Origin of the sequence: Microbacterium sp., assembly GCF_036277215.1 — a bacterium.
Lineage (GTDB): Bacteria > Actinomycetota > Actinomycetes > Actinomycetales > Microbacteriaceae > Microbacterium.
This window is the reverse complement of record NZ_DASUNI010000057.1, coordinates 1-22,505: the sequence shown is the minus strand read 5'-3', so window position 1 is coordinate 22,505 and position 22,505 is coordinate 1. Positions and strand designations below refer to the sequence as shown.

Sequence of the window (22,505 nt, the reverse complement as noted above, 5' to 3'; positions counted from 1 at the left end):
GAGCTCGGCCCGCCGTACTCCGACCCGGTGATGGACGGGACCGTCATCCAGGAGGCCACGCAGGCCGCGCTCGCAGGCGGGTTCCGGCTGCGCGACACCTTCACCGCGGTGCGCGAGATCACCCGTCGGACGGACGTGCCCGTTCTCGTCATGACGTACTGGAACCCGGTGCTGCAGTACGGGGTCGACCGTTACGCCGACGACCTGCTCGCCGCGGGCGGCGCGGGGCTCATCACGCCCGACATCACCCCGGATGCTGCGGCCGAGTGGATCGCAGCCAGCAAGCGCACCGGCCTGGATCGCGTGTTCCTGGCCGCCCCCACCTCGACCGACGAGCGCCTCGACCTCATCCTCGCCGAATCCACCGGCTTCGTGTACACGGTCTCCACGATGGGCATCACCGGGGAGCGGGAGCAGCTCGATGCCGCGGCACGCCGGCTCGTCGACCGGATGCGCGACCGCGCTACGACCGATCTGCGCGCGTGCGTCGGGATCGGCATCTCCACAGCCGACCAGGTCGCCGGCGTGCTCGAGTACGCGGACGGCGCGATCGTGGGCACCGCGCTCGTGCGGGCCTTGCGGGACGGCGGGCTGGACGGGCTGGCCCGAACGGCCCGGGCTCTCGCCGCGGGCACCGCGCGAACCTCGATCTAGACTCTGATCGTCGGCCCCGCCGCCGGCATCCTCACCAGCAAGGAACGATCGCCCATGATCAACGCCGCCGCGAGCGTCGTCGCCAGCATCCCCAGCCCGACGATCAGCTACTTCGACATCGGTCCGCTGCGCATCCACCTCTACGCGCTGTGCATCATCGCGGGCATCATCGCCGCCGTGTTGCTCACGAACTGGCGTCTGACGCGACGCGGCGCCGAGCCCTGGGTCGTCATCGACATCTGCCTCATCGCGGTTCCGCTGGCCATCATCGGGGCGCGGATCTACCACGTGCTCACCCACCCCGGGTTCTACTTCGGCGCGGGAGCCGACTTCTGGGCCATCTTCCGCATCTGGGAGGGCGGCATCGCGATCTACGGCGCCCTGCTCGGCGGCGCGATCGGCGCATGGCTCGGATGCCGGTGGACCGGCATCCGGTTCTGGACCTTCGCCGACGCCCTCGCACCCGGTCTGCTGCTGGCGCAGGCGATCGGCCGCTTCGGGAACTGGTTCAACCAGGAGCTGTTCGGCCTGCCCACCGACCTACCGTGGGGCCTGGAGATCGACAGCGACAACGCCGCGTTCCCGCCCGGACTCGAGCCCGGGACCCTCTTCCACCCGACGTTCCTCTACGAGGTGCTGTGGAACGGGCTCGGCGTGCTCGTCCTGTTGTGGGTCGGTCACAAGTTCCGGCTCCAGTGGGGACGGCTCTTCGGTGTCTATCTCGTCTGGTACAGCGCCGGCCGCATCGTCTGGGAATCGATCCGCATCGATCCCAGCGAGATCATCCTCGGGCTCCGCAGCAACGTGTGGGCGGCCATCTTCGGAGTCATCCTGGGCCTCGTGATCTTCTTCGTGCAGAAGCGCCGGCATCCCGGCTCCGAGCCGTCTCCGTACCGGCCCGGCCGGGAGTGGAAGCCCGCAGGCACGGTACAATCGCAGGGCGACTACGTCGACGTCAGCGAACCACCGGCAGACGGAGTCGCCCAGATTCCCGAGGGCACGGCCACAAGCACAGTCGCCACCAAGTAGCGCACCACCGAAAGGGTGGGCTTCAGCTTCCGCAGTACAGGGCCGACGTCGTCCCATCTTGAGCATTCACGTGAGGACGGTAGGTATGGCTTCGAGCCCCCGTTCCGGCGCCGCAGAGCATTCTTTCGGCACGCTTCCCCGCAAGCAGGGGATGTACAACCCTGCCTTCGAGAAGGACGCCTGCGGCCTCGCCATGGTCGCGACGCTGCGCGGCGAGGCGGGGCACGACATCATTGACCTCGCCCTCACCGCCCTGCGCAACCTCGAGCACCGCGGCGCGATCGGCTCCGATGCGGGCACGGGCGACGGAGCCGGCATCCTGACGCAGATGCCTGATGCGTTCCTCCGCGCGGTCGTGGACTTCGAGCTTCCTCCGGTGGGGGAGTATGCCGCAGGCATGATCTTCCTGCCCCGCGACGACGAGCGCCGCGCCGCAGAGAAGGCCGGGATCGAGCAGATCGCCGAGAGCGAGAACCTCGAGCTGCTCGGATGGCGCGAGGTGCCGACCGCCGAGGAGAACCTGGGCAAGCTCGCCTACGAGGCACGACCGGTGTTCGAGCAGCTCTTCGTCTCCCGGCCCGCGGTCGGCGATGCCCCCGCGCTCTCGGGCATCGCGCTCGACCGTCGCGTGTTCCGGCTGCGCAAGCGCGCGCGCACCGAGCTCGGCTCGTACATCGTCTCGCTGTCGTCGCGCACTCTCGGCTACAAGGGCATGGTCACCACGCTCCAGCTGGAGCCGTTCTATCCCGACCTGCAGGACGAGCGGTTCGCCTCCGAGCTGGCGGTCGTGCACTCGCGGTACTCGACGAATACGTTCCCTTCGTGGCCGCTCGCGCAGCCGCTGCGGATGCTCGCGCACAACGGCGAGATCAACACCGTCAACGGCAACCGCAACTGGATGCGCGCGCGACAGTCGCAGCTGGAGTCGGAGCTTCTGGGCGACATCCGTCCGCTGCTGCCGATCTGCACCGAGGGGGCGAGCGACTCCGCGTCGTTCGACGAGGTCCTCGAGCTTCTGACCCTGACCGGTCGGAGCCTGCCCCACGCGATCATGATGATGGTCCCCGAGGCGTACGAGAAGCAGACGGACATCGATCCGAAGCTGCGCGCCTTCTACGACTACCACTCCATGCAGATGGAGCCGTGGGACGGACCGGCGGCGCTGATCTTCACCGACGGCACCCTCGTCGGCGCGACCCTCGACCGCAACGGGCTGCGCCCCGGTCGCTGGACCGAGACCACCGACGGATTCATCGTGATCGGCAGCGAGACCGGCGTGCTCGACTTCGCGCCGGAGCGGATCAAGCGTCGCGGACGACTGCGTCCCGGCCGCATGTTCCTCGTCGACACCGCGCAGCGCCGCATCGTCGAAGAGGACGAGATCAAGGCGCAGCTGGCCGACCAGGAGCCCTGGGCGGAATGGCTGGACGCCGGTCGCGTGCGGCTTGCCGATCTTCCCGAGCGCGAGCACATCGTGCACCCCATCGCCTCGATCACCCGGCGCCAGCGCACCTTCGGCTACACGGAGGAGGAGGTGCGCATCCTGCTGACCCCCATGGGACAGAACGGGGCCGAGCCGCTCGGCGCCATGGGCAGCGATACGCCGGTCGCCGTGCTGAGCCAGCGTCCGCGTCTGCTTTTCGACTACTTCACGCAGCAGTTCGCTCAAGTGACCAACCCGCCGCTGGACTCCATCCGCGAGGAGGTCGTCACCTCGCTCGCCCTCGGTCTCGGCCCGGAGCGGAACCTCCTGGACTGGGGGCCGGAGCACGCGAGATCGGTCACGCTGGACTTCCCGGTGATCGACAACGACGAGCTGGCCAAGATCCAGCACATCGACACCGCACTTCCGGGCCGCTCCTCGGTCACGATCCGCGGTCTGTACCGCGTCGAGGCCGGGCACAAGGGCATGCAGAAGCGCATCGCTCAGATGTGCGCCGAGGTCGACGAGGCCATCGAGGACGGCGCCGAGTTCATCGTGCTCAGCGACCGCGACTCGAACAAGGACCTGGCCCCGATCCCTTCGCTGCTGATGCTCGCGGCCGTGCACCACCACCTGATCCGCAACGAGACGCGCATGAAGTGCGGCCTCGTGGTCGAGGCGGGGGACGTGCGCGAGGTGCACCACGTAGCGACCCTCATCGGGTACGGCGCGTCGGCGGTCAACCCCTATCTGGCCATGGAGACGGTGGAGTACCTGGTCCGCGCCGGCTACATCACGGGAATCACGCCCCAGAAGGCCGTCAAGAACCTCATCTACGCGCTCGGCAAGGGCGTCCTGAAGATCATGTCGAAGATGGGCATCTCGACGGTCTCGTCGTACGCGGGTGCGCAGGTCTTCGAGGCGATCGGGCTCTCGCAGGCCTTCGTGGACGCGTACTTCACAGGCACCGAGACCAAGCTCGGCGGCGTCGCGCTCGACGTCATCGCAGCCGAGAACGCCGCCCGTCACGAGTACGCCTACCCGGAGGACGCCGCTGTGCGCGCGCACGAGCGCCTGTGGACCGGCGGCGAATACCAGTGGCGGCGCGACGGGTCACCGCACCTGTTCAACCCCGACACGGTCTTCCGGCTGCAGCACGCCACGCGGACGCGCCGGTACGACATCTTCCGGGAGTACACCAAGCTCGTCGACGACCAGGCATCCGAGCTCAACACCCTCCGCGGGCTGTTCGCCCTGCGCCCGGGGGTGCGAAAGCCCGTGCCCCTCGACGAGGTCGAACCCGTCTCGTCGATCGTGAAGCGGTTCTCCACGGGCGCGATGAGCTACGGCTCGATTTCGAAGGAAGCCCACGAGACCCTGGCCATCGCCATGAACCGCATCGGCGGCAAGTCCAACACGGGCGAAGGCGGGGAGGACGTCGACCGGCTTCTGGATCCCGAGCGCCGCAGCTCCATCAAGCAGGTCGCCAGCGGCCGCTTCGGCGTGACGAGCCTCTACCTCACCAAGGCCGACGACATCCAGATCAAGCTCGCCCAGGGCGCGAAGCCGGGCGAAGGCGGCCAGCTGCCGCCGACGAAGGTGTATCCGTGGGTTGCGCGAACTCGGCACGCGACGGCGGGCGTCGGGCTGATCTCGCCGCCGCCGCACCACGACATCTACTCGATCGAGGACCTCAAGCAGCTGATCTTCGACCTCAAGCGGGCCAATCCGAAGGCGCGCGTGCACGTCAAGCTCGTGAGCCAGTCGGGGATCGGAGCGGTCGCCGCCGGCACCGCAAAGGCCCTCGCCGACGTCATCCTGGTCTCCGGTCACGACGGCGGCACGGGCGCGAGCCCGCTGAACTCGCTGAAGCACGCGGGTACGCCGTGGGAGCTCGGCCTCGCCGAGACGCAGCAGACGCTCATGCTCAACGGCATGCGCGATCGTGTGGTCGTGCAGGTCGACGGCCAGCTCAAGACAGGGCGCGACGTCATCATCGGCGCGCTGCTGGGCGCGGAGGAGTTCGGTTTCGCCACCGCGCCGCTCGTGGTGTCGGGCTGCGTCATGATGCGCGTCTGCCACCTCGACACCTGCCCGGTCGGCGTCGCCACGCAGAACCCCGTGCTGCGGGAGCGCTTCGCCGGAAAGCCGGAGTTCGTCGTCAACTTCATGGAGTTCATCGCCGAGGAGGTGCGCGAGTACCTCGCCGAGCTGGGCTTCCGGTCGCTCGAGGAGGCGATCGGACACCACGAGGTCCTCGACATCAACGGCGCCGTGGAGCACTGGAAGGCGAGCGGGCTCGACCTCACGCCGATCCTGACCGGACCGGTCTTCGCCGACGACCAGGCACGTCGCAACACGCACCCGCAGGAGCACGAGCTCGACGAGCACTTCGACGTGCCGCTGATCGAGGCCGCGCGGGACGTCATCGCCCACAGCGGAACGATCACGTTCGACCTGCCGATCCGCAACACCGAGCGCGCCGTCGGAACGATGCTCGGACACCACGTGACCCTCGCCCACGGTGAGAACGGGATGCCGTCCGGCTCGATCGTCGTCAACCTGACCGGCTCGGCCGGGCAGTCCTTCGGCGCCTTCATGCCTGCCGGGATCACCCTCCGCCTGGAAGGCGACTCCAATGACTACGTCGGCAAGGGCCTGTCCGGGGGTCAGATCGTGATCCGGCCACCGCGCGGAGCGACGTTCGACGCTTCCGAGAACGTGATCGCCGGCAATGTGATCGGGTACGGCGCCACCCAGGGGACGATGTTCCTGCGCGGCGTGGTGGGCGAGCGGTTCTTCGTCCGCAACTCCGGCGCGACCGCCGTCGTCGAGGGCGTCGGCGATCACGCGCTGGAGTACATGACCGGCGGACTCGCGGTCATCCTCGGGGCGACCGGCCGCAACCTCGGCGCCGGCATGTCCGGTGGGTCGGCGTACATCTACAAACTCGATCGTGCGCTGGTCAACCGCGAGGCGCTGGCCGCCGGCGAGCTCGAACTGGGCGAGCTGGGCTCGGGCGACGCCGAAATCCTGCGCGATCTGCTGGAACAGCACCTGGCCGAAACGGACTCGACGCTCGCGGCATCCCTCCTCGATCGATTCGAATCGGAACTCGACAACTTCGTCCGGGTGATGCCGCGCGACTACGCCGCGGTGCTCCTGACCCGTCAAGAGGCTGTGGCCGAAGGTCTCGACCCCGACGGCGACGTCGTCTGGACACGCATCCTGGAGGTGACCGGTGGCTGATCCCAAGGGCTTCCTGAAGGTGACGGATCGCGAGCTGCCGCCCCGTCGCCCCGTTCCGGTGCGGATCATGGACTGGAAAGAGGTCTACGAGCCGGGCGACTCGGCGGTCCTGCGTCGTCAGGCCGGGCGCTGCATGGATTGCGGCATCCCGTTCTGTCACAAGGGATGCCCGCTGGGCAACCTGATTCCGGAGTGGAACGACCTGACCTGGCGGGGTGAGGGCCGCTCGGCCATCGAGCGACTGCACGCGACCAACAACTTCCCCGAGTTCACCGGGCGGCTCTGCCCGGCGCCCTGCGAGAGCTCGTGCGTCCTCGGGATCAACCAGCCCGCCGTCACCATCAAGCAGATCGAAGTGTCGATCATCGACGAGGCCTTCGCGAGCGGCTGGGTGGAGCCCGAGCCACCGGGGCGCCTCACCGGCAAGACGGTCGCGGTCGTCGGATCCGGCCCCGCCGGCCTCGCGGCCGCTCAGCAGCTCACCCGCGCGGGTCACACCGTCGCGGTCTTCGAGCGGGACGACCGGATCGGCGGACTGCTGCGCTACGGCATCCCCGACTTCAAGATGGAGAAGCGCCACCTCGAGTACCGGCTGCGTCAGATGCAGGACGAGGGCACCCGTTTCCGCGCAGGCGTCGAAATCGGCACCGACATCTCCTGGAGCGATCTGCGCGCACGCTACGACGCGGTCGTGATCGCGACGGGCGCCACGGTGCCGCGCGAACTGTCGATCCCCGGACGCGATCTGGCGGGCGTTCACATGGCGATGGAGTACCTCGTCGAGTCGAACAAGGCGCTCGCCGGCGACTCGGTCCCCAACCAGATCACCGCGGAGGGCAAGCACGTCGTGGTGATCGGCGGCGGCGACACCGGCGCTGACTGCATCGGCACCGCCCACCGTCAGGGCGCCCTCAGCGTCACGAACCTGGCGATCGGCAAGCAGCCGCCCGGCGCTCGCCCTGAGCACCAGCCGTGGCCGATGACGCCCACCGTCTTCGAGGTGCAGTCCGCACACGAGGAGGGCGGCGAGCGGTCGTATCTCGCGTCGACCGTCGAGTTCCTCGGCAACGGCGGGGGCGAGGTGCGCGCACTGCGAGTCGCCGAGACGGAGTTCCTCGATGGACGCCGCGTTCCCAAGAGCGGTACGGAGCGCGAGATCCCCGCGGATCTCGTGCTGATCGCGATGGGTTTCACGGGGCCCGAGCGCACGCTCCTCGAGGAGCAGCTCGGAGCGCAGTTCACCACCCGTGGCAACGTGGAACGGGAGAACGACTATCAGACGACCGCCCCCGGCGTCTTCGTCGCCGGCGATGCCGGGCGCGGACAGTCGCTGATCGTCTGGGCGATCGCCGAGGGTCGAGCCGCCGCAGCCTGCGTGGACGAGTACCTGATGGGCGAGACCGCGCTGCCCGCGCCGGTGCATCCCAACGATGTCGCGATCGGCTTGCAGCCCGCGTAGGCTTGCCGCGGCGGATCCGCCACCACCCCCTCGCCAACACCACCCCGGAGCATACATACGATGAGACGCGCCAAGATCGTGGCCACCCTCGGACCCGCAACCTCCACGTACGAGCAGGTGCGCGCGATCATCGATGCGGGTGTGGACGTGGCGCGGATGAACCTCAGCCACGGCGACTACACGGTGCACGAGGCCAGCTTCGCGAATGTCCGCAAGGCCGCTGACGATGCCGGTCGCGCGGTCGCGGTCCTGGTCGACCTGCAGGGGCCGAAGATCCGCCTGGGCAAGTTCGCCGACGGCCCCCACAATCTCGCGGTCGGTGACATCTTCAAGATCACCACCGAAGACATCGCAGGCAGCAAGGAGATCGTCTCGACGACCTTCAAGGGGCTGCCCGCCGACGTCAACCCGGGCGATTTCCTGCTGATCGACGACGGCAAGGTCAAGGTCAAGGTGCTCGAAAGCGACGGCACCGTCGTGACGACCGAGGTGATCGTCGCCGGACCGGTCTCGAACAACAAGGGAATCAACCTCCCGGGCGTGGCCGTCAACGTGCCCGCGCTGTCGGAGAAGGACGAGGCTGACCTGCGCTGGGGACTGCGCATCGGCGCCGACCTGATCGCCCTGTCGTTCGTGCGCAGCGCGAAGGACGTCCAGCGCGTTCACGTGATCATGGCGGAGGAGGGTCGTCACATCCCGGTGATCGCGAAGATCGAGAAGCCGCAGGCGGTCGACAACCTCGAGGAGATCATCGACGCATTCGACGGCATCATGGTCGCCCGCGGCGACCTCGGCGTCGAGCTGCCCCTCGAGGCGGTGCCGATCGTTCAGAAGCGGGCCGTCGAGCTCTGCCGCCGCATGGCCAAGCCCGTCATCGTCGCGACGCAGATGCTCGAGTCGATGATCGACAACCCGGTTCCGACGCGCGCCGAGACCAGCGACGTCGCCAACGCCGTCCTCGACGGTGCGGACGCCGTCATGCTCTCGGGCGAGACGAGCGTGGGCAAGTACCCCGTGGTGGTCGTCGAGACCATGGCTCGCATCGTCGACTCCACCGAGGAGCACGGTCTCGAGCGGATCCACCCGCTCACCACCAAGCCGCGCACGCAGGGCGGCGCGATCACGCTCGCCGCGCTCGAGGTGGCGGAGTTCGTCGAGGCGAAGTACCTCTGCATCTTCACCGAGTCCGGCGACACGGCGCGCCGGATGTCGCGGCTGCGTCCCCGCATCCCCATGATCGGGTTCACTCCCGAGCCGGCCATCCGGCGCCGTATGGCGCTCACGTGGGGCGTGCAGTCGACGCTCGTCGACCACGTCGCACACACCGACCGGATGTTCATCCAGGTGGACGACTTCTTCCTGTCGGGCGAGCTGGCGAAGGTGGGGGACAAGGTCGTGGTGATCTCGGGTTCTCCTCCCGGAATCATCGGCTCCACCAACGACATCCGCATCCACAAGATCGGCGACGCCGTGCACGGCAAGGCCCCGATCTACCAGTCGCGCGAGTAGCGCGCGCCCTCGATACCCTGACGTGGTCGCGCTCGCTATGCTGAGCGCGACCATCTCTGAGTTCGGGGGTACTCACATGTTCTTCGGCGATTTCTTCTGGTACCTGCTGTGGATCTTCTATTTCGCGGTCTACATCTTCGTGGTCTTCCTGATCATCAGTGACCTGTTCCGCGACCACAAGCTCAACGGCTGGCTCAAAGCCGTCTGGATCATCTTCCTGGTCTTCGCGCCCTTCCTGACCGCTCTCGTGTACGTGATCGCACGAGGAAAGGGCATGGCCGAACGCGCCAGGGCAGCGCAGGGCGGTGGCGTGCCCGAAGCGGATGACTACCGGCCGTCCGCGTCCAGGACTCCCGCGGCGGACATCGCACAGGCCAAGGCACTGCTGGATGCCGGGACGATCAGCCAAGGGGAGTTCGACGCGCTGAAGAGCAAGGCGCTGGGGAACCAGTACTTCGGGGCTTGATGCCGTGCCCGCGGGAGGGCCGGGTGGCGCTGTCCGGCTGACCCCAGCGCACAGCCGGACGGCGCGGAGGGTGCGCCTCATCGGCCGGGCCGGCGTGGGCGGACGGACTGATCTTCTTCGCGTTCCTGCCGGCGGCGTGGTGGGCGTGGGTGAACGCGACCGTCACCATGAATCTCTTCGGGGTTTGCGTCACCGCGTCGATCTGGGTCGCGGTCACGACCGGTGGGACTCCGCCCCACGGCCTCTCCACTCGCCGCTCCGCGGCGGGCGGAGCCTCCGGCCGCGTGGACCCGCCCACCGTTGGGCTTCTCGGAGACGCGCCAGCAACACGCGGTGAAGGGGCCGCCCCTCGCGGGACGGCCCCTTCACCATGTACCGGTGGTGGGACTCGAACCCACACGCCCTTTCGGACAAAGCATTTTGAGTGCTCCGCGTCTGCCATTCCGCCACACCGGCCCCGGCACGTCCGCGAACGACCATACCGTAGGATTCAAGTGTGACTGAGGAAGAACAGGCGACCGGTTCTGCGGCATCCACGCCCCGACGAGTCGTCGTTGCGGAGGACGAGTCGTTGATCCGGCTCGACATCGTCGAGATCCTCCGCGACAACGGGTTCGACGTCGTGGGCGAAGCGGGCGACGGTGAGACCGCCGTGCAGCTGGCCACCGAGCTGCGCCCCGACCTGGTCATCATGGACGTGAAGATGCCGCAGCTGGACGGCATCTCCGCCGCCGAGAAGCTCAGCAAGAATCACATCGCCCCTGTCGTGCTGCTGACCGCGTTCAGCCAGAAAGAGCTCGTCGAGCGGGCGAGCGAGGCCGGCGCCCTGGCATACGTGGTCAAGCCGTTCACGCCCAACGACCTGCTTCCCGCGATCGAGATCGCACTCGCGCGCTACGAGCAGATCATCACGCTCGAGGCCGAGGTCGCCGACATGGTCGAGCGCTTCGAGACCCGCAAGCTCGTCGACCGGGCAAAGGGCCTGCTCAACGAGAAGATGGGCCTGAGCGAGCCGGAGGCGTTCCGCTGGATCCAGAAGGCCTCGATGGATCGCCGCCTCACCATGCAGGACGTGGCGAAGGCGATCATCGAGCAGCTGGCGCCCAAAAAGGGCTGACGGCCACCGAGACTGCATCCGCAGGTCGAAACTGCGGGGTCTACCCGCTGTCCCGACGTCCCAGTGCAGTCTCGCGAGGGAAGGATGCCGTGCCCGCGCGTCAGTGCTGCGGCAGGGACTTGATCATGTTCGTGATCCGGACCGTGGACAGCCGCCTGCCCTGATCGTCGACGACCGCGATCTCATGCACCGTCATGCTGCGCCCGAGGTGGATGGGGGTGCACACGCCGGTCACCAACCCCGACGTCGCCGACCGCGTGTGCGTGGCGTTGATGTCGACCCCGACAGCGAGCCGCCCCGGCCCTGCATGCAGGTTCGCCGCCATCGAGCCGAGCGACTCGGCGAGCACGACATACGCCCCGCCGTGCATGAGGCCGACCGGCTGCGTGTTGCCCTCGACCGGCATGGTCGCGACGCATCGGTCGACGGCGAACTCGACGAACTCCATCCCCATCTTCTCGGCGAGCGCGCCCATTCCGCGGTCGGCCGCCCAGGCCAATCCGTCCACATCTGCGGGGGATCGGTCGCTCATCGTTCGCCTTCTGGCCGTCGTCGGATTGCTGTCCCCGGCCCTGACTAGGCTTACAGGGTGATGGACTCCGCAAAGCCTACCTTCCTCATCGTGGACGGCCATTCGCTGGCATATCGGGCGTTCTTCGCACTTCCGGTCGACAATTTCACGACCAAGGACGGCCAGCACACGAACGGGATCTACGGGTTCCTGGCCATGCTGATCAACCTGATCAAGGCCGAGCGTCCCACGCATCTCGCGGTCGCGTTCGACACGTCCCGGCAGTCCTTCCGCAGCCGCGAGTACTCCGAGTACAAGGCGAACCGCTCCGAGACGCCGAACGAGTTCAAGGGTCAGATCCCGCTCCTGCAGGACTGCCTCGCGGCGATGAGCATCACGGTGCTGCAGAAGGAGGACGTCGAGGCCGACGACATCCTCGCCACGCTGGCGACCCAGGGCGCCGAGCTGGGCTACGAGGTGCTGGTGTGCTCGGGCGACCGGGACACCATCCAGCTCGTGAACGACGACATCACGCTGCTGTATCCCAACGTGCAGGGCGTGTCGCAGCTGAAGCGCTACGACACGGCCGCCGTGATCGACCGCTACGGGGTTCCGCCCGAGCAGTACCCCGACATCGCCGCCCTCGTCGGCGAGACGAGCGACAACCTGCCCGGTGTTCCGAAGGTGGGCGAGAAGACCGCGGTGAAGTGGCTCGGCCAATTCGGCTCGCTGGAGGCCCTGCTCGAGAACGCCGACAAGGTCCCCGGCGTGGTCGGCAACAACCTGCGGGAGCACATCGACGACGTCCGCCGCAATCGACAGCTCAACCGCCTGCTGCGCGACGTCGAACTGCCGGTCACGCCCGCCGACCTCGCGGCGCGCCCGATGGATGCGCAGGCGGTGCGCGACATCTTCGCCCGCCTCGAGTTCCGCACGCTGCTTCCGCGCGTGTTCGATGCCGCCGGGATCGACGAGGCGACGAGCACCGCCACCGCTCCCGCGGCTGTCGCGATGCCTGCGCCCGCGCAGCTCGCACCGGACGCTCTCGCGCGCTGGGCCGCCGATGCCGACGGCGAGGTCGGTGTGACCGTCACCATCGAGAACGGGGTTCCCCGACGGATCGGACTTGCCACGGCGGATGCCGTCGTCGAGGCGGACTGGTCGGCCGAGGTCGCGGCATCCCTCGCCGATTGGCTCTCTTCCGACTCGCCCAAGGTCTTCAGCGACGCCAAGCCCCAGGTCAAGGCGCTGCGGCGGGTCGGCGTGCGCGTCGCAGGCCTCGCGTTCGACACGTCGGTGGCCGGGTGGCTGCTGCGGCCCAGCTTCCCCGACAAGACTCTCGCGGATCTCGTCGACCGCTATCTCAACGAGAAGCTGCCCGAGGCCGACCCGACGCAGCTCGTCCCCGAGACCGAGGGGGCCACCCCGGGTCAGCTCTCGTGGTTCAGCCTGCGCGTCGCCGACGCCCTGCGCACCGAGCTGCCCGCCAGCGTGGCCACCGTCCTCGCCGAGATCGAGCTGCCCACACTCCTCACCCTCGCCGACATGGAGCTCGCGGGCGTCACCGTGTCGCACCAGAAGCTCGCGGACTTCTCCGGCGATCTCGAGCAACGCGCCGACGCCATCGCGCAGGTCGCCTACGCGGCGATCGGCCGGGAGGTCAACCTCGGCTCGCCGAAGCAGCTGCAGGAGGTGCTCTTCGAGGAGCTGCAGCTGCCGAAGACCCGCAAGACCAAGACCGGCTATTCGACGGATGCCGCCGTGCTCGCCGACCTTCAGGAGACCAACCCGCACCCGTTCCTCGATCTTCTCCTGCAGCACCGTGAGGCGACCAAGCTGCGGCAGATCATCGAATCACTCGACGTCGCGATCGCCGCCGATCAGCGCGTGCGCACCACGTATGTCCAGACCGGGAGCCAGACGGGCCGGTTATCCAGCACGGACCCGAACCTGCAGAACATCCCGGTGCGCACGGAGGAGAGCCGCCGCATCCGGGCGGCGTTCGAGGTGGGCGAGGGCTACGAGACGCTGCTGACGGCCGACTACTCGCAGATCGAGATGCGCATCATGGCGCACCTGTCCGAGGATCCGGGTCTGATCGAGGCGTTCAACTCCGGCGAAGACCTCCACCGCTTCGTCGGAGCGCGCGTGTTCGCCGTGGCTCCCGAGGACGTGACCGCGGCCATGCGGACCAAGGTGAAGGCGATGTCGTACGGCCTCGTCTACGGGCTGTCCGCGTTCGGCCTGTCCAAACAGCTGCGCATCGAGCAGACCGAGGCCAAGCAGCTCATCATCGAGTACTTCAACCGGTTCGGCGCGGTCCGGGACTACCTGCGCTCCTCAGTCGAACAGGCGAAGATCGACGGCTACACCGAGACCATCTTCGGCCGCCGCCGGCCGTTCCCCGACCTGGCGAGCCCCAACCGCGTGCTGCGCGAGAACGCGGAACGGGCGGCCCTGAACGCACCGATCCAGGGCAGCGCCGCAGACATCATGAAGATCGCCCTGTTCCACATCCACGACGAGTTCGACGCCGCGCAGATGCGCTCAAGGGTGCTGATGCAGATCCACGACGAGCTCGTCGTCGAGATCGCTCCGGGGGAGTGGGACGCCGCCGAGCGCATCGTCCGCACCCGGATGGCGGACGCGGCGAGCCTGTCCGTGCCGCTGGACGTGCAGATCGGTCGGGGAGCGGACTGGAACGAGGCGGGTCACTGACCGCGCTTGGTCGCGTCAGGGTCCTTCCCTAGGCTCGAGAGCATGACAGATGCAGCACGTACGCCCACGCCGATCGATACGATCGCTGACGCCTGGGTCGACACCCTCGCCGAACAGGTCCCCACCCTCGCGACCTACATCGGCCGCTTCGAGTACAACGACCGCTACGGCGACTACTCACCCGAGGGCGCAGAGCGCCTCATCGCCGCGAGCCGCAAGACGCTGAGCGCGCTCGAGGCCGCGAAACCCGTCGACGACATCGACGTGGTCACCAAGGAGGACCTGAGCCGCGAGATCCGACTCGACATCGACCTACACGATGCCAAGTGGCATCTGCGCGACCTGAACGTCATCGCCTCGCCCGTCCAGGACATCCGATCGGTGCTCGACCTGATGCCGACCGACACGGCAGACGACTGGTCGGTCATCTCCACCCGCCTCAAGGCGCTCCCCGGCGCCATCGACGGATACGTCGCCACACTTCGTGCGGGCATGGCCGAGGGCGTCGTGCCGGCTCGCCGTCAGGTCGTCGAGGTCGTCACCCAGATCGCCCGCTACACCGGCGACACCGGGTTCTTCGCGACCTTCGCGGGAGAAGCCGCGCCCGCCGACGGACAGCTGCCCGCTTCGCTCGCGCGTGACCTGGCCGACAACGCCAACGCCGCCCGCGTGTCGTACGACGCGCTCTCCCAGTTCCTCAGCTCCGAGCTCGCACCGGTGGCCGGGGACGAGGACGCCGTGGGGCGCGAGCTGTATGCTCTGCAGTCCCGCCGGTTCCTCGGCGCCACGATCGACCTCGACGAGACCTACGACTGGGGGGTCGAAGAGCTCGCGCGGATGGTCGCCGAGCAGGAATCCATCGCAGACCAGATCAAGGCGGGCGCTTCCGTCGAAGAGGCCGTCGCGTTCCTCGAGAAGGATCCCTCCCGCAAGCTCCACGGCACCGAGGCTCTCCAGCGCTGGATGCAGGAGACGAGCGACCGCGCCATCGCCGAGCTCGGCAAGACCCACTTCGACATCCCCGAGCCGATCCGGCAGCTCGAGTGCATGATCGCGCCCACGAAAGAGGGCGGGATCTACTACACCGGGCCCACCGACGACTTCTCGCGACCCGGCCGCATGTGGTGGTCGGTCCCCGAGGGGGTCGACGAGTTCGACACGTGGCGCGAGCTGACCACCGTGTACCACGAGGGTGTCCCAGGACACCACCTGCAGATCGCCCAGGCCGTCTTCAACCGCGCGCAGCTCAACTCCTGGCGGCGTCTGCTCGCCGGCACCTCGGGGCACGCGGAGGGCTGGGCCCTGTACGCCGAGCGGCTCATGCAGCAGCTCGGGTACCTTGAGGACCCGGCCGACCGCCTCGGGATGCTGGACGGGCAGCGCATGCGCGCGGCTCGCGTCGTGCTCGACATCGGCGTGCATCTCGGCAAGCCGCGCCCGGACGGCGAGGGCGTGTGGGATGCCGATTACGCGCTGGCATTCATGCGCCGCAACGTCAACATGTCGGACGAGTTCGTCCAGTTCGAGGTCAACCGCTACCTCGGCTGGCCCGGGCAGGCACCGTCCTACAAGGTCGGGCAGCGCATCTGGGAGCAGATCCGCGACGACGCGCAGGAAGCGCAGGGCGCGGCCTTCGACATCAAGGCGTTCCACAAGCGCGCGCTCGACGTGGGCGGTGTCGGGCTCGACACCCTCCGCTCGGCGCTGACCGCCTGACCTCCTGCGTCAGTCCTCGGCGGGGAGGTCCTGCGACAGCAGTCGCGAGACCTCCCCGTCAGTGGTCTGACTGAAGTCGGTGTAGAACTGGCCCACCGCCCAGAAGTCGCGCATCCGATGGGGACACACGTAGCGATCGACCGCCGTCGCGTCGGGCTTCCACTCAGCCGGCGCGACCGGCACCGCGAGCACGATCCGGGCAGCGCCCTGCGCGCGAAGAGCCTGACAGGCCGCCATCGCCGTCGCCCCCGTCGCAACGCCGTCGTCGACCACCAGGGCGGTTCGGCCGGTGACGGACGGCGCGGAGGCCGCGAAGAGCCGCTTCCGCCGCTCGAGCTCGGCCCGTTCAGCATCCTCCACGGAGGCGAGCTGCTCGGGCGTGATGCCGCCCCTGCGCACGGCATCCGGGTGGACGATCTTGACGCCGTCTGCGATCGCCCCCACCGCGTATTCCTCATGCGCGGGGGCACCGAGCTTGCGTACCACGGCCACCGCAAGGGGGAGGCCGAGCGCCCGAGCCACTTCTGCGGCAACCACGACACCTCCGCGGGGGATGCCGTAGACGATCGCCTGCTCGCTGCGTTCCGCCTGCAGCTCGCCGGCCAGTTCCCGCCCGGCTTGGACCCGATCCGCGAAGATGGTCACGCGCACACGATACGCCCCCGACATCCCGCGCCGGAACGGGAATGCGTCCACCGAAACCGCTGTTCCCATGCATGTGAATGAAAAGGAAGCGCGCTGATGGCGACCATCGGTCCGGACGATATCGACCTCGGTCTCGACACGTTCGGCGACGTGACGCTGGACGCGGCGGGGGAGCGGGTGAGCGACGCGGACACGATCCGCAACGTCGTCGATCAGGCGGTGCTCGCCGACCAGGTGGGACTGTCGTTCTTCGGCGTGGGGGAGCACCACCGACACGAGTTCGCGATCTCGAGCCCGGAGATCGTGCTGGCAGCGGCGGCGGCCCGCACCGACAGCATCCACCTCGGCACGGCGGTGACGGTCCTGTCATCGGATGACCCGGTGCGTGTGTACGAACGGTTCGCGACGCTCGACGCCGTCTCGCGCGGCCGGGCGGAAGTCATCCTCGGGCGTGGATCCTTCATCGAGTCGTTCCCGCTGTTCGGGTACGACCTGCGCGACTACGAAGCACTCTTCGACGAGAAGCTCGATCTCTTCTCGCAGCTGCTCACCGAGAGGCCCGTCACCTGGCAGGGGTCGATGCGCGCGCCGCTCACCGATGCGAACGTGTTCCCGAAGACGGAGAACGGGCTCAAGGCATGGGTCGGAGTCGGCGGCACGCCGGAGTCGGTCGTGCGAGCCGCGCGGTACGGCTACGGCCTGATGCTGGCCATCATCGGCGGCCCTGCCGCCCGATTCCGCCCGTACGTCGACCTGTACCATCGCTCGCTCGATTCGTTCGGCCGCGACCAGCTGCCGATCGGAGTGCACTCACCGGGGCACATCGCCGCTACGGATCAGCAGGCGTGGGACGAGGCGTACGCGGGCTTCGAGTCGATGAACAACACGATCGGTCGCGAGCGCGGGTGGCCGCCATACAGTCGGATGCGTTTCCAGCACGATGTCGGCCCGGAGGGCGCGCTCTATGTCGGCTCGCCCGAGACCGTTGCGCGCAAGATCGCCACGACCGTGCGCACGCTCGGTGCGAACCGGTTCGACATGAAGTTCTCCACGGGCACCCTGTCACACGACAAGATGATGCGCTCGATCGAGCTGTTCGGCACCGAAGTGCAACCGCTGGTGCGCGATCTGCTCGGCTGACAGGGCCCGCTGACGGGCCCGTAGCATGACTCCATGACGGATGCCCCTGCCCGCACGTCCTCGCCGCTGTCGGGGCGCCTCGACCGGCTGCCGTTCACTCGTCGGCACCTGCGCGTTCTGACCGGGTCGGGACTCGGGTGGGCGCTGGACGCGATGGACGTGGGACTCATCTCCTTCGTGATCGCCGCGCTGGCCGCGCAGTGGAGTCTCGAGCCGAGTCAGACGGCCTGGATCGCGTCGATCGGCTTCGTGGGCATGGCGATCGGCGCGAGCGTCGGCGGCCTGCTCGCCGATCGATTCGGCCGACGACAGGTCTTCGCCGTCACCCTGCTCGTCTACGGACTGGCCACCGGTGCGAGCGCGATGGTCGGAGGGCTTGCCGCCCTGCTGGTTCTGCGGTTCCTCGTCGGACTCGGGCTCGGCGCCGAGCTGCCGGTCGCGTCGACATACGTCAGCGAATTCGCGCCGGCGCGCATGCGGGGACGCCTGATCGTGATCCTCGAAGCGTTCTGGGCGGTCGGCTGGACCGCGGCCGCGCTGATCGGCTTCCTCGTGATCCCCGGCTCCGAGAACGGGTGGCGCTGGGCCTTCGCCCTCGGAGCCATCCCGGCCGCGTACGCGCTGGTCGTGCGATGGGGTCTGCCCGAATCGGCGCGGTGGCTCGCCCGGCGTGGCCGGCACGCCGAGGCGGACGCCGTGGTCCGATCATTCGAGCAGGCAGCCGGCATTGAGGGGCCCGAGACCGCAGACCTGCGCGCCGACGAAGCACCTCCCGCCGCGCAGTCGACCGGACAGCGCCTCGCCGCACTCTGGGCGCCCGAGTTCCGCGTTCGAACCGCGTGTCTGTGGCTGGTGTGGTTCTGCGTCAACTTCTCGTACTACGGCGCCTTCATCTGGATCCCGTCGATCCTCGTGTCGCAGGGTTACGACCTGGTGCGCTCCTTCGGATTCACCTTGATCATCACCCTCGCGCAGCTGCCCGGATACGCGGTGGCCGCGTGGCTCATCGAGGTGTGGGGTCGCCGCCTGACGCTGTCGGTGTTCCTGGCGGGGTCGGCGGTCGCGGCGATCTTCTTCGGCACAGCATCCACCGAGTCGGTGGTGATCGGCGCCGGCATGGCCCTGTCGTTCTTCAATCTCGGCGCGTGGGGAGCCCTGTATGCGGTCACCCCCGAGATGTACCCCACCTCGCTGCGCGCCACCGGCTCGGGTTGGGCCGCGGGGGCGGGGCGGATCGCCTCGATCATCGCCCCGCTGACCGTGCCGCTGCTGCTCGGCCTCGGCGGCGCGCCGCTCCTGTTCGTCGTGTTCGCTGCCTTCTTCGCGGTGGCCGCCGGGGCGGCGTGGGGCCTGGTCGACCGGCGCGGGCGCGCACTCGACGACCGCTGAGCCGCTGACGCGCGCCGTAGGGTGGTCCCGTGACATCCGTGCGCTACGTGGCCATCGGCGACTCGTTCACCGAGGGCGTCGGCGACGACCTGCCGGACGGCCGCGTCCGAGGATGGGCGGATCTCGTGGCGCAGGGCTGGGCGGATGCCACCGCAGCGCCGGTCGAGTACGCCAACCTCGCCATCCGCGGCAAGCTCGCATGGCCGATCGTCGACCAGCAGCTCGAGCCCGCCCTGGCCCTCAAGCCCACGCATCTGTCCTTCAACGGCGGCGGCAACGACATGATCCGGCCGCGGACCTCGATCTCGCACGTGGTGGCGGCTTTCACCCGCGTGATCGAGCGGTGCGACGAGGAAGGCGTCACGCTGTTGCTGCTGTCGGGCGCGAACCCGAGTGCGCAACTGCCTCTCAGCCGGCTCATCCAACGCCGCGGCGACGTGCTCTCCCTCGCTGTCGGCAAGCGGATCGCCGATCGACCCGACATCGTCCGAGCGTTCAACTGGCCCGACCGCGAGCTGTCCACGCCCTCGTACTGGTCGGAGGATCGGCTGCACATGAATTCCCGTGGCCACCATCGCGTCGCGGCCCGGGTCCTCACCGCGCTGGGGATGGAGCCACCTCCCGAGTGGTGGTCCCTTCCCTCACTTCCGGATGCCGTGAGGATGCGAGGGTCGTCGTACTACCGGGAGCACCTCGGGCCATGGGTGCAGCGCAGGCTGACCGGTACCTCCTCCGGCGACGGCCGTGAGCCCAAGCATCCGGAGTGGTCGACCATCGAGCCGTCAGCCACCTGATCGCGCCTTCAGCTCGCTGATCGAACGGTATAGACGAGCTCGGCGAACTGACCGGCCTGCTTGACCGACTCGAGCGTCAGCCGGTCGGACTCCAGCCGCCGGGGCAGCAACGGCTTGCCCGAGGTCAGGGTGACCGGCGCCACCGAGACACGGATCTCGTCGAGGTGTCCTGCCTCGGCGAACTGTCCTACGAGGTCGCCGCCGCCCACCAGCCAGATGTCCCTGTCACCGGCCGCGTCGGTGAGCTCGCTCCACATCTCATCGATCCCGCCGCGGCGGAATCGGACGTCGGCGCCCGGGATCTCGGGCAGCCGGCGCGAGGAGAGCACGAAGCTCGCGATGTCGTCATAGGGCCACTTCTCCGGGTGCTCGGCGAGATTCTCGTGCTCAAGGATCCATTCGTAGGTGGTGGAGCCCATGACGAGCACGCCGATGCCCTTCAGAAAGCCCGAGAAGCCGGACTCGGCCTCCTCGGCCCCGCGGACGACGAACAGCCACGACAGCGAGTCCTGATCGTCGGCCAGAAAGCCGTTCAGGGTGGTGGCGGTGTTGTAGATGACGCGCGGCATGCACCGACCATAGCCACCTCCTCCGACAACGTTTACCTTTATTCAACCGGGTGGTATTGTACTAATCAGTTGAATAGGTGGTGGATCGTGACGACAGACGAGTTGAGCCGGACGTTCAGTGCGCTGGGCGATCCGACTCGCCGCGCCATCCTCGCCCGACTGGCGGCGGGGGAGGCGACGGTCGGTGAGCTCGCCGCACCGTTCGACATGACTTTCGCCGCCGTTTCGAAGCATCTCCGGGTGCTGCAGGACGCCGGACTGGTCAGTCGGGGGAGGGACGCGCAGTACCGCCCCGCCAGACTTGACGCGAGACCGCTCGCCGAGGCATCCCGCTGGATCGGCGATTATTCGCAGTTCTGGGACGACAACCTCGGAGCGATCGACTCCTATTTGAGCTCACTGCAGCAGCTGAACGGCTCGCTGCCGACGTCTGGGCCTCGCGACCGCAGATCGCCGGGCCGTACGACCACCGATGCACCACACGATAAGGAGAATCCCGATGGCTGACTACTTCAGCGTCACCCGCACCCTCGACGCCCCGCGCGAACTCGTGTACGACGTTCTCACGAAGCCGGAGCACTTCGCGGTCTGGTTCGGAACGGCCGAGGTGCAAGTTCCGCAGGACACGTTGCGCATGGACGTTCGGCCGGGCGGTGAATTCCGCGCGGTGATGCACCTGCCGGACGGCAATCTGATCCACTGGACGGGCACTTATGTCGAGGTCGACCCACCGTCGCACGTCGCCATGACCCTCACCGATCAGCCGGACGATGAGGCGGGGCTGCCGGTGATCTTCGACCTCGAGGAGGTCGCGGGCGGGACGCAGCTGACTGTTCGCCAGGACCGCGCCGATTTCTCCGAAGAGCAGGTGGACGCCACGATCGCCGGCTACAACGCCTTCATCGATGAGATTGGCCGGGTTCTGGAGCGGATCGCGGCGTGAGAACCGGCCGGGCGCGTGTCAAGCCCTTGTCGATGCGGGCGCGGGGGACCAGGGTGTTACTGCTGGGACGCGCCGCGTCCATCGGAAAGGAAGTGCCATGAGCATCGGAGCAGGAGTCGTCCTCTTCGTCATCGGAGCGATCCTCGCGTTCGCCGTGAACGTCGAACTCGAATGGGTCAACCTCGACCTGATCGGCTACATCCTCATGGGCGCCGGGGTGCTGGTGTTCATCATCGGCCTGGTTCTGCTCATGCGCAAGCGCTCGAGTGAGACCGTCACGCGCACCGCGGTCGACCCCGCCGCCAACGAGCGCATCACACGCCGATCCACGAGTTCCACCGACGACACCATCTGACAGCCTGTTCGGGTCAGACCAGAGCCCGGACCGGCAAGCCGCTTCGCTTGCCGGTCCGGGCTCTCCTTCTGCCGCGAACGGACCCCGCACACCCCGCCGCTGTCAGGGAGGCGATATCTCGTTGTGTTGACATAATGTGAATTATCGGCAAATAAGCGCTTCCGGCGATCTCATCGAGCGGGACTCGCGGCATCCGCCCAGACGCGGGCGGTGCCGTGGAAGGCGTCGACGGCATCGGCGACCGTCGGGTAGATGTGCGCATTGTCGAAGTGCTCGAGCACCTTGAGCTTGGTCAGCACGTTCATCAGCGTCGGGTCGACCTCAGCGAGCGCGAAGACCCGATGATCCGCGTGCAACGCCGCGATGAGACCCTCTAGGTTGATGCTGGCCGAATAGTCGATGTCTCCGATCGACGAACAGTCCAGGATGAGCCACCGCACGGGTGTAGGAGCAGCAGCGATGAGTTCCTGGATCCGATCGACGAACAGGCTCGCGTTGGCGAAGAAGAGTCGCGAATCGAAGCGGAAGATGAGCAGGCCGGGAAGGGTCTGGGCGCCCGGCTCGGCCGCCGAGAATGTCGGCACGCCTGCCTTGTTGAGGCCGACCAGGAAGTCGGTCGGCGTGTAGGCCCGACGGACGAGCTCGACGATCGACAGGATGATCGCCAGGATGATGCCCTCCTCGACGCCCCACGCGAAGACGACGATCGCGGTGACGCAGGCGATCAGGAACTCGCTCAGGCGGGCTGCGCGGATCCGCGCCAGGCCCTTCACATCAACCAGCCCGAGACCGATCATGAACACGATGGCCGCGAGGACC

The 22,505-nt window shown here is 68.1% G+C and carries 19 protein-coding genes and 1 tRNA gene; 15 read left to right on the top strand and 5 right to left on the bottom strand.

Annotated features, from left to right (window positions below):
* The 6 genes from trpA to VFX99_RS02775 all read left to right on the top strand — a co-directional run.
* On the top strand, positions 1–654 hold a 654-nt coding region (trpA, locus tag VFX99_RS02800), incomplete at its 5' end, for a tryptophan synthase subunit alpha (RefSeq protein WP_329664797.1).
* Between the two features lie 54 nt (positions 655–708).
* Positions 709–1,683: a prolipoprotein diacylglyceryl transferase gene (gene lgt / locus VFX99_RS02795; RefSeq protein ID WP_329664796.1), complete on the top strand. Its 975-nt coding sequence runs from the start codon at positions 709–711 to the stop codon at positions 1,681–1,683.
* Between the two features lie 85 nt (positions 1,684–1,768).
* The gene (gene gltB / locus VFX99_RS02790) at positions 1,769–6,355 is read left to right on the top strand and encodes a glutamate synthase large subunit (protein ID WP_329664795.1); all 4,587 of its coding nucleotides are present in this window, start codon (positions 1,769–1,771) and stop codon (positions 6,353–6,355) included.
* Positions 6,348–7,814: a glutamate synthase subunit beta gene (locus tag VFX99_RS02785; protein WP_329664794.1), complete on the top strand. Its 1,467-nt coding sequence runs from the start codon at positions 6,348–6,350 to the stop codon at positions 7,812–7,814. Before gltB ends, VFX99_RS02785 begins: the two co-directional genes overlap by 8 nt.
* Positions 7,815–7,874: 60 nt before the next feature.
* Positions 7,875–9,323, top strand: a complete 1,449-nt coding sequence (gene pyk / locus VFX99_RS02780; RefSeq protein WP_329664793.1) for a pyruvate kinase — start codon at positions 7,875–7,877, stop codon at positions 9,321–9,323.
* Positions 9,324–9,399: 76 nt separating this feature from the next.
* Positions 9,400–9,789, top strand: a complete 390-nt coding sequence (locus tag VFX99_RS02775; protein ID WP_329664792.1) for a hypothetical protein — start codon at positions 9,400–9,402, stop codon at positions 9,787–9,789.
* A 373-nt stretch (positions 9,790–10,162) separates the two neighbouring features.
* On the opposite strand, the gene VFX99_RS02770 is transcribed toward VFX99_RS02775, so the two are convergent.
* A tRNA-Leu gene (locus VFX99_RS02770) sits at positions 10,163–10,245 on the bottom strand.
* Between the two features lie 40 nt (positions 10,246–10,285).
* Between VFX99_RS02770 and VFX99_RS02765 the strand changes: the two genes are divergently transcribed.
* Positions 10,286–10,906 carry an ANTAR domain-containing response regulator gene (locus tag VFX99_RS02765; protein ID WP_329664791.1) on the top strand — a complete coding sequence of 207 codons (621 nt, stop codon included), beginning with the start codon at positions 10,286–10,288 and terminating at the stop codon, positions 10,904–10,906.
* A gap of 100 nt (positions 10,907–11,006) precedes the next feature.
* Here the strand turns inward: VFX99_RS02765 and VFX99_RS02760 are convergent, their stop codons facing one another.
* A complete protein-coding gene (locus VFX99_RS02760) occupies positions 11,007–11,438 on the bottom strand; it encodes a hotdog fold thioesterase (RefSeq protein ID WP_329664790.1) in 432 nt (143 codons plus the stop codon).
* Between the two features lie 57 nt (positions 11,439–11,495).
* On the opposite strand from VFX99_RS02760, the gene polA reads away from it, so the two are divergent.
* A complete protein-coding gene (gene polA, locus VFX99_RS02755) occupies positions 11,496–14,135 on the top strand; it encodes a DNA polymerase I (RefSeq protein WP_329664789.1) in 2,640 nt (879 codons plus the stop codon).
* 42 nt (positions 14,136–14,177) lie between these two features.
* Complete coding sequence (locus VFX99_RS02750; RefSeq protein ID WP_329664788.1) at positions 14,178–15,851, top strand: DUF885 domain-containing protein; 1,674 nt, start codon at positions 14,178–14,180, stop codon at positions 15,849–15,851.
* Between the two features lie 9 nt (positions 15,852–15,860).
* Here VFX99_RS02750 and VFX99_RS02745 read toward each other — a convergent pair whose 3' ends face one another.
* The gene (locus VFX99_RS02745; RefSeq protein WP_329664787.1) at positions 15,861–16,496 is read right to left on the bottom strand and encodes a phosphoribosyltransferase; all 636 of its coding nucleotides are present in this window, start codon (positions 16,494–16,496) and stop codon (positions 15,861–15,863) included.
* Between the two features lie 96 nt (positions 16,497–16,592).
* Between VFX99_RS02745 and VFX99_RS02740 the strand changes: the two genes are divergently transcribed.
* The 3 genes from VFX99_RS02740 to VFX99_RS02730 are packed head-to-tail and all read left to right on the top strand — an operon-like array spanning position 16,593 to position 19,819.
* On the top strand, positions 16,593–17,636 hold the full coding sequence (locus VFX99_RS02740; protein ID WP_329664786.1) for an LLM class flavin-dependent oxidoreductase: 1,044 nt from the start codon (positions 16,593–16,595) through the stop codon (positions 17,634–17,636).
* Positions 17,637–17,669: 33 nt separating this feature from the next.
* A complete protein-coding gene (locus VFX99_RS02735) occupies positions 17,670–19,025 on the top strand; it encodes an MFS transporter (protein WP_329664785.1) in 1,356 nt (451 codons plus the stop codon).
* Positions 19,026–19,054: 29 nt separating this feature from the next.
* Entirely contained in the window at positions 19,055–19,819 is a 765-nt protein-coding gene (locus tag VFX99_RS02730; RefSeq protein WP_329664784.1) for an SGNH/GDSL hydrolase family protein, read from the top strand.
* 8 nt (positions 19,820–19,827) lie between these two features.
* Here the strand turns inward: VFX99_RS02730 and VFX99_RS02725 are convergent, their stop codons facing one another.
* Positions 19,828–20,388, bottom strand: coding sequence for a dihydrofolate reductase family protein (locus tag VFX99_RS02725; RefSeq protein ID WP_329664783.1), 561 nt, complete (start codon positions 20,386–20,388; stop codon positions 19,828–19,830).
* Between the two features lie 87 nt (positions 20,389–20,475).
* Between VFX99_RS02725 and VFX99_RS02720 the strand changes: the two genes are divergently transcribed.
* From VFX99_RS02720 to VFX99_RS02710, 3 genes are all read left to right on the top strand, one after another.
* A complete protein-coding gene (locus VFX99_RS02720) occupies positions 20,476–20,895 on the top strand; it encodes a metalloregulator ArsR/SmtB family transcription factor (RefSeq protein ID WP_329664782.1) in 420 nt (139 codons plus the stop codon).
* Complete coding sequence (locus tag VFX99_RS02715; RefSeq protein WP_329664781.1) at positions 20,888–21,331, top strand: SRPBCC domain-containing protein; 444 nt, start codon at positions 20,888–20,890, stop codon at positions 21,329–21,331. The genes VFX99_RS02720 and VFX99_RS02715 overlap by 8 nt, the downstream gene beginning before the upstream one ends.
* Before the next feature lie 97 nt (positions 21,332–21,428).
* Positions 21,429–21,686 (top strand): DUF6458 family protein, encoded by a 258-nt coding sequence (locus tag VFX99_RS02710; protein ID WP_329664780.1) that lies wholly within the window; start codon positions 21,429–21,431, stop codon positions 21,684–21,686.
* 170 nt (positions 21,687–21,856) lie between these two features.
* Here VFX99_RS02710 and VFX99_RS02705 read toward each other — a convergent pair.
* On the bottom strand, positions 21,857–22,505 hold a 649-nt coding region (locus VFX99_RS02705), incomplete at its 5' end, for an STAS domain-containing protein (protein WP_329664779.1).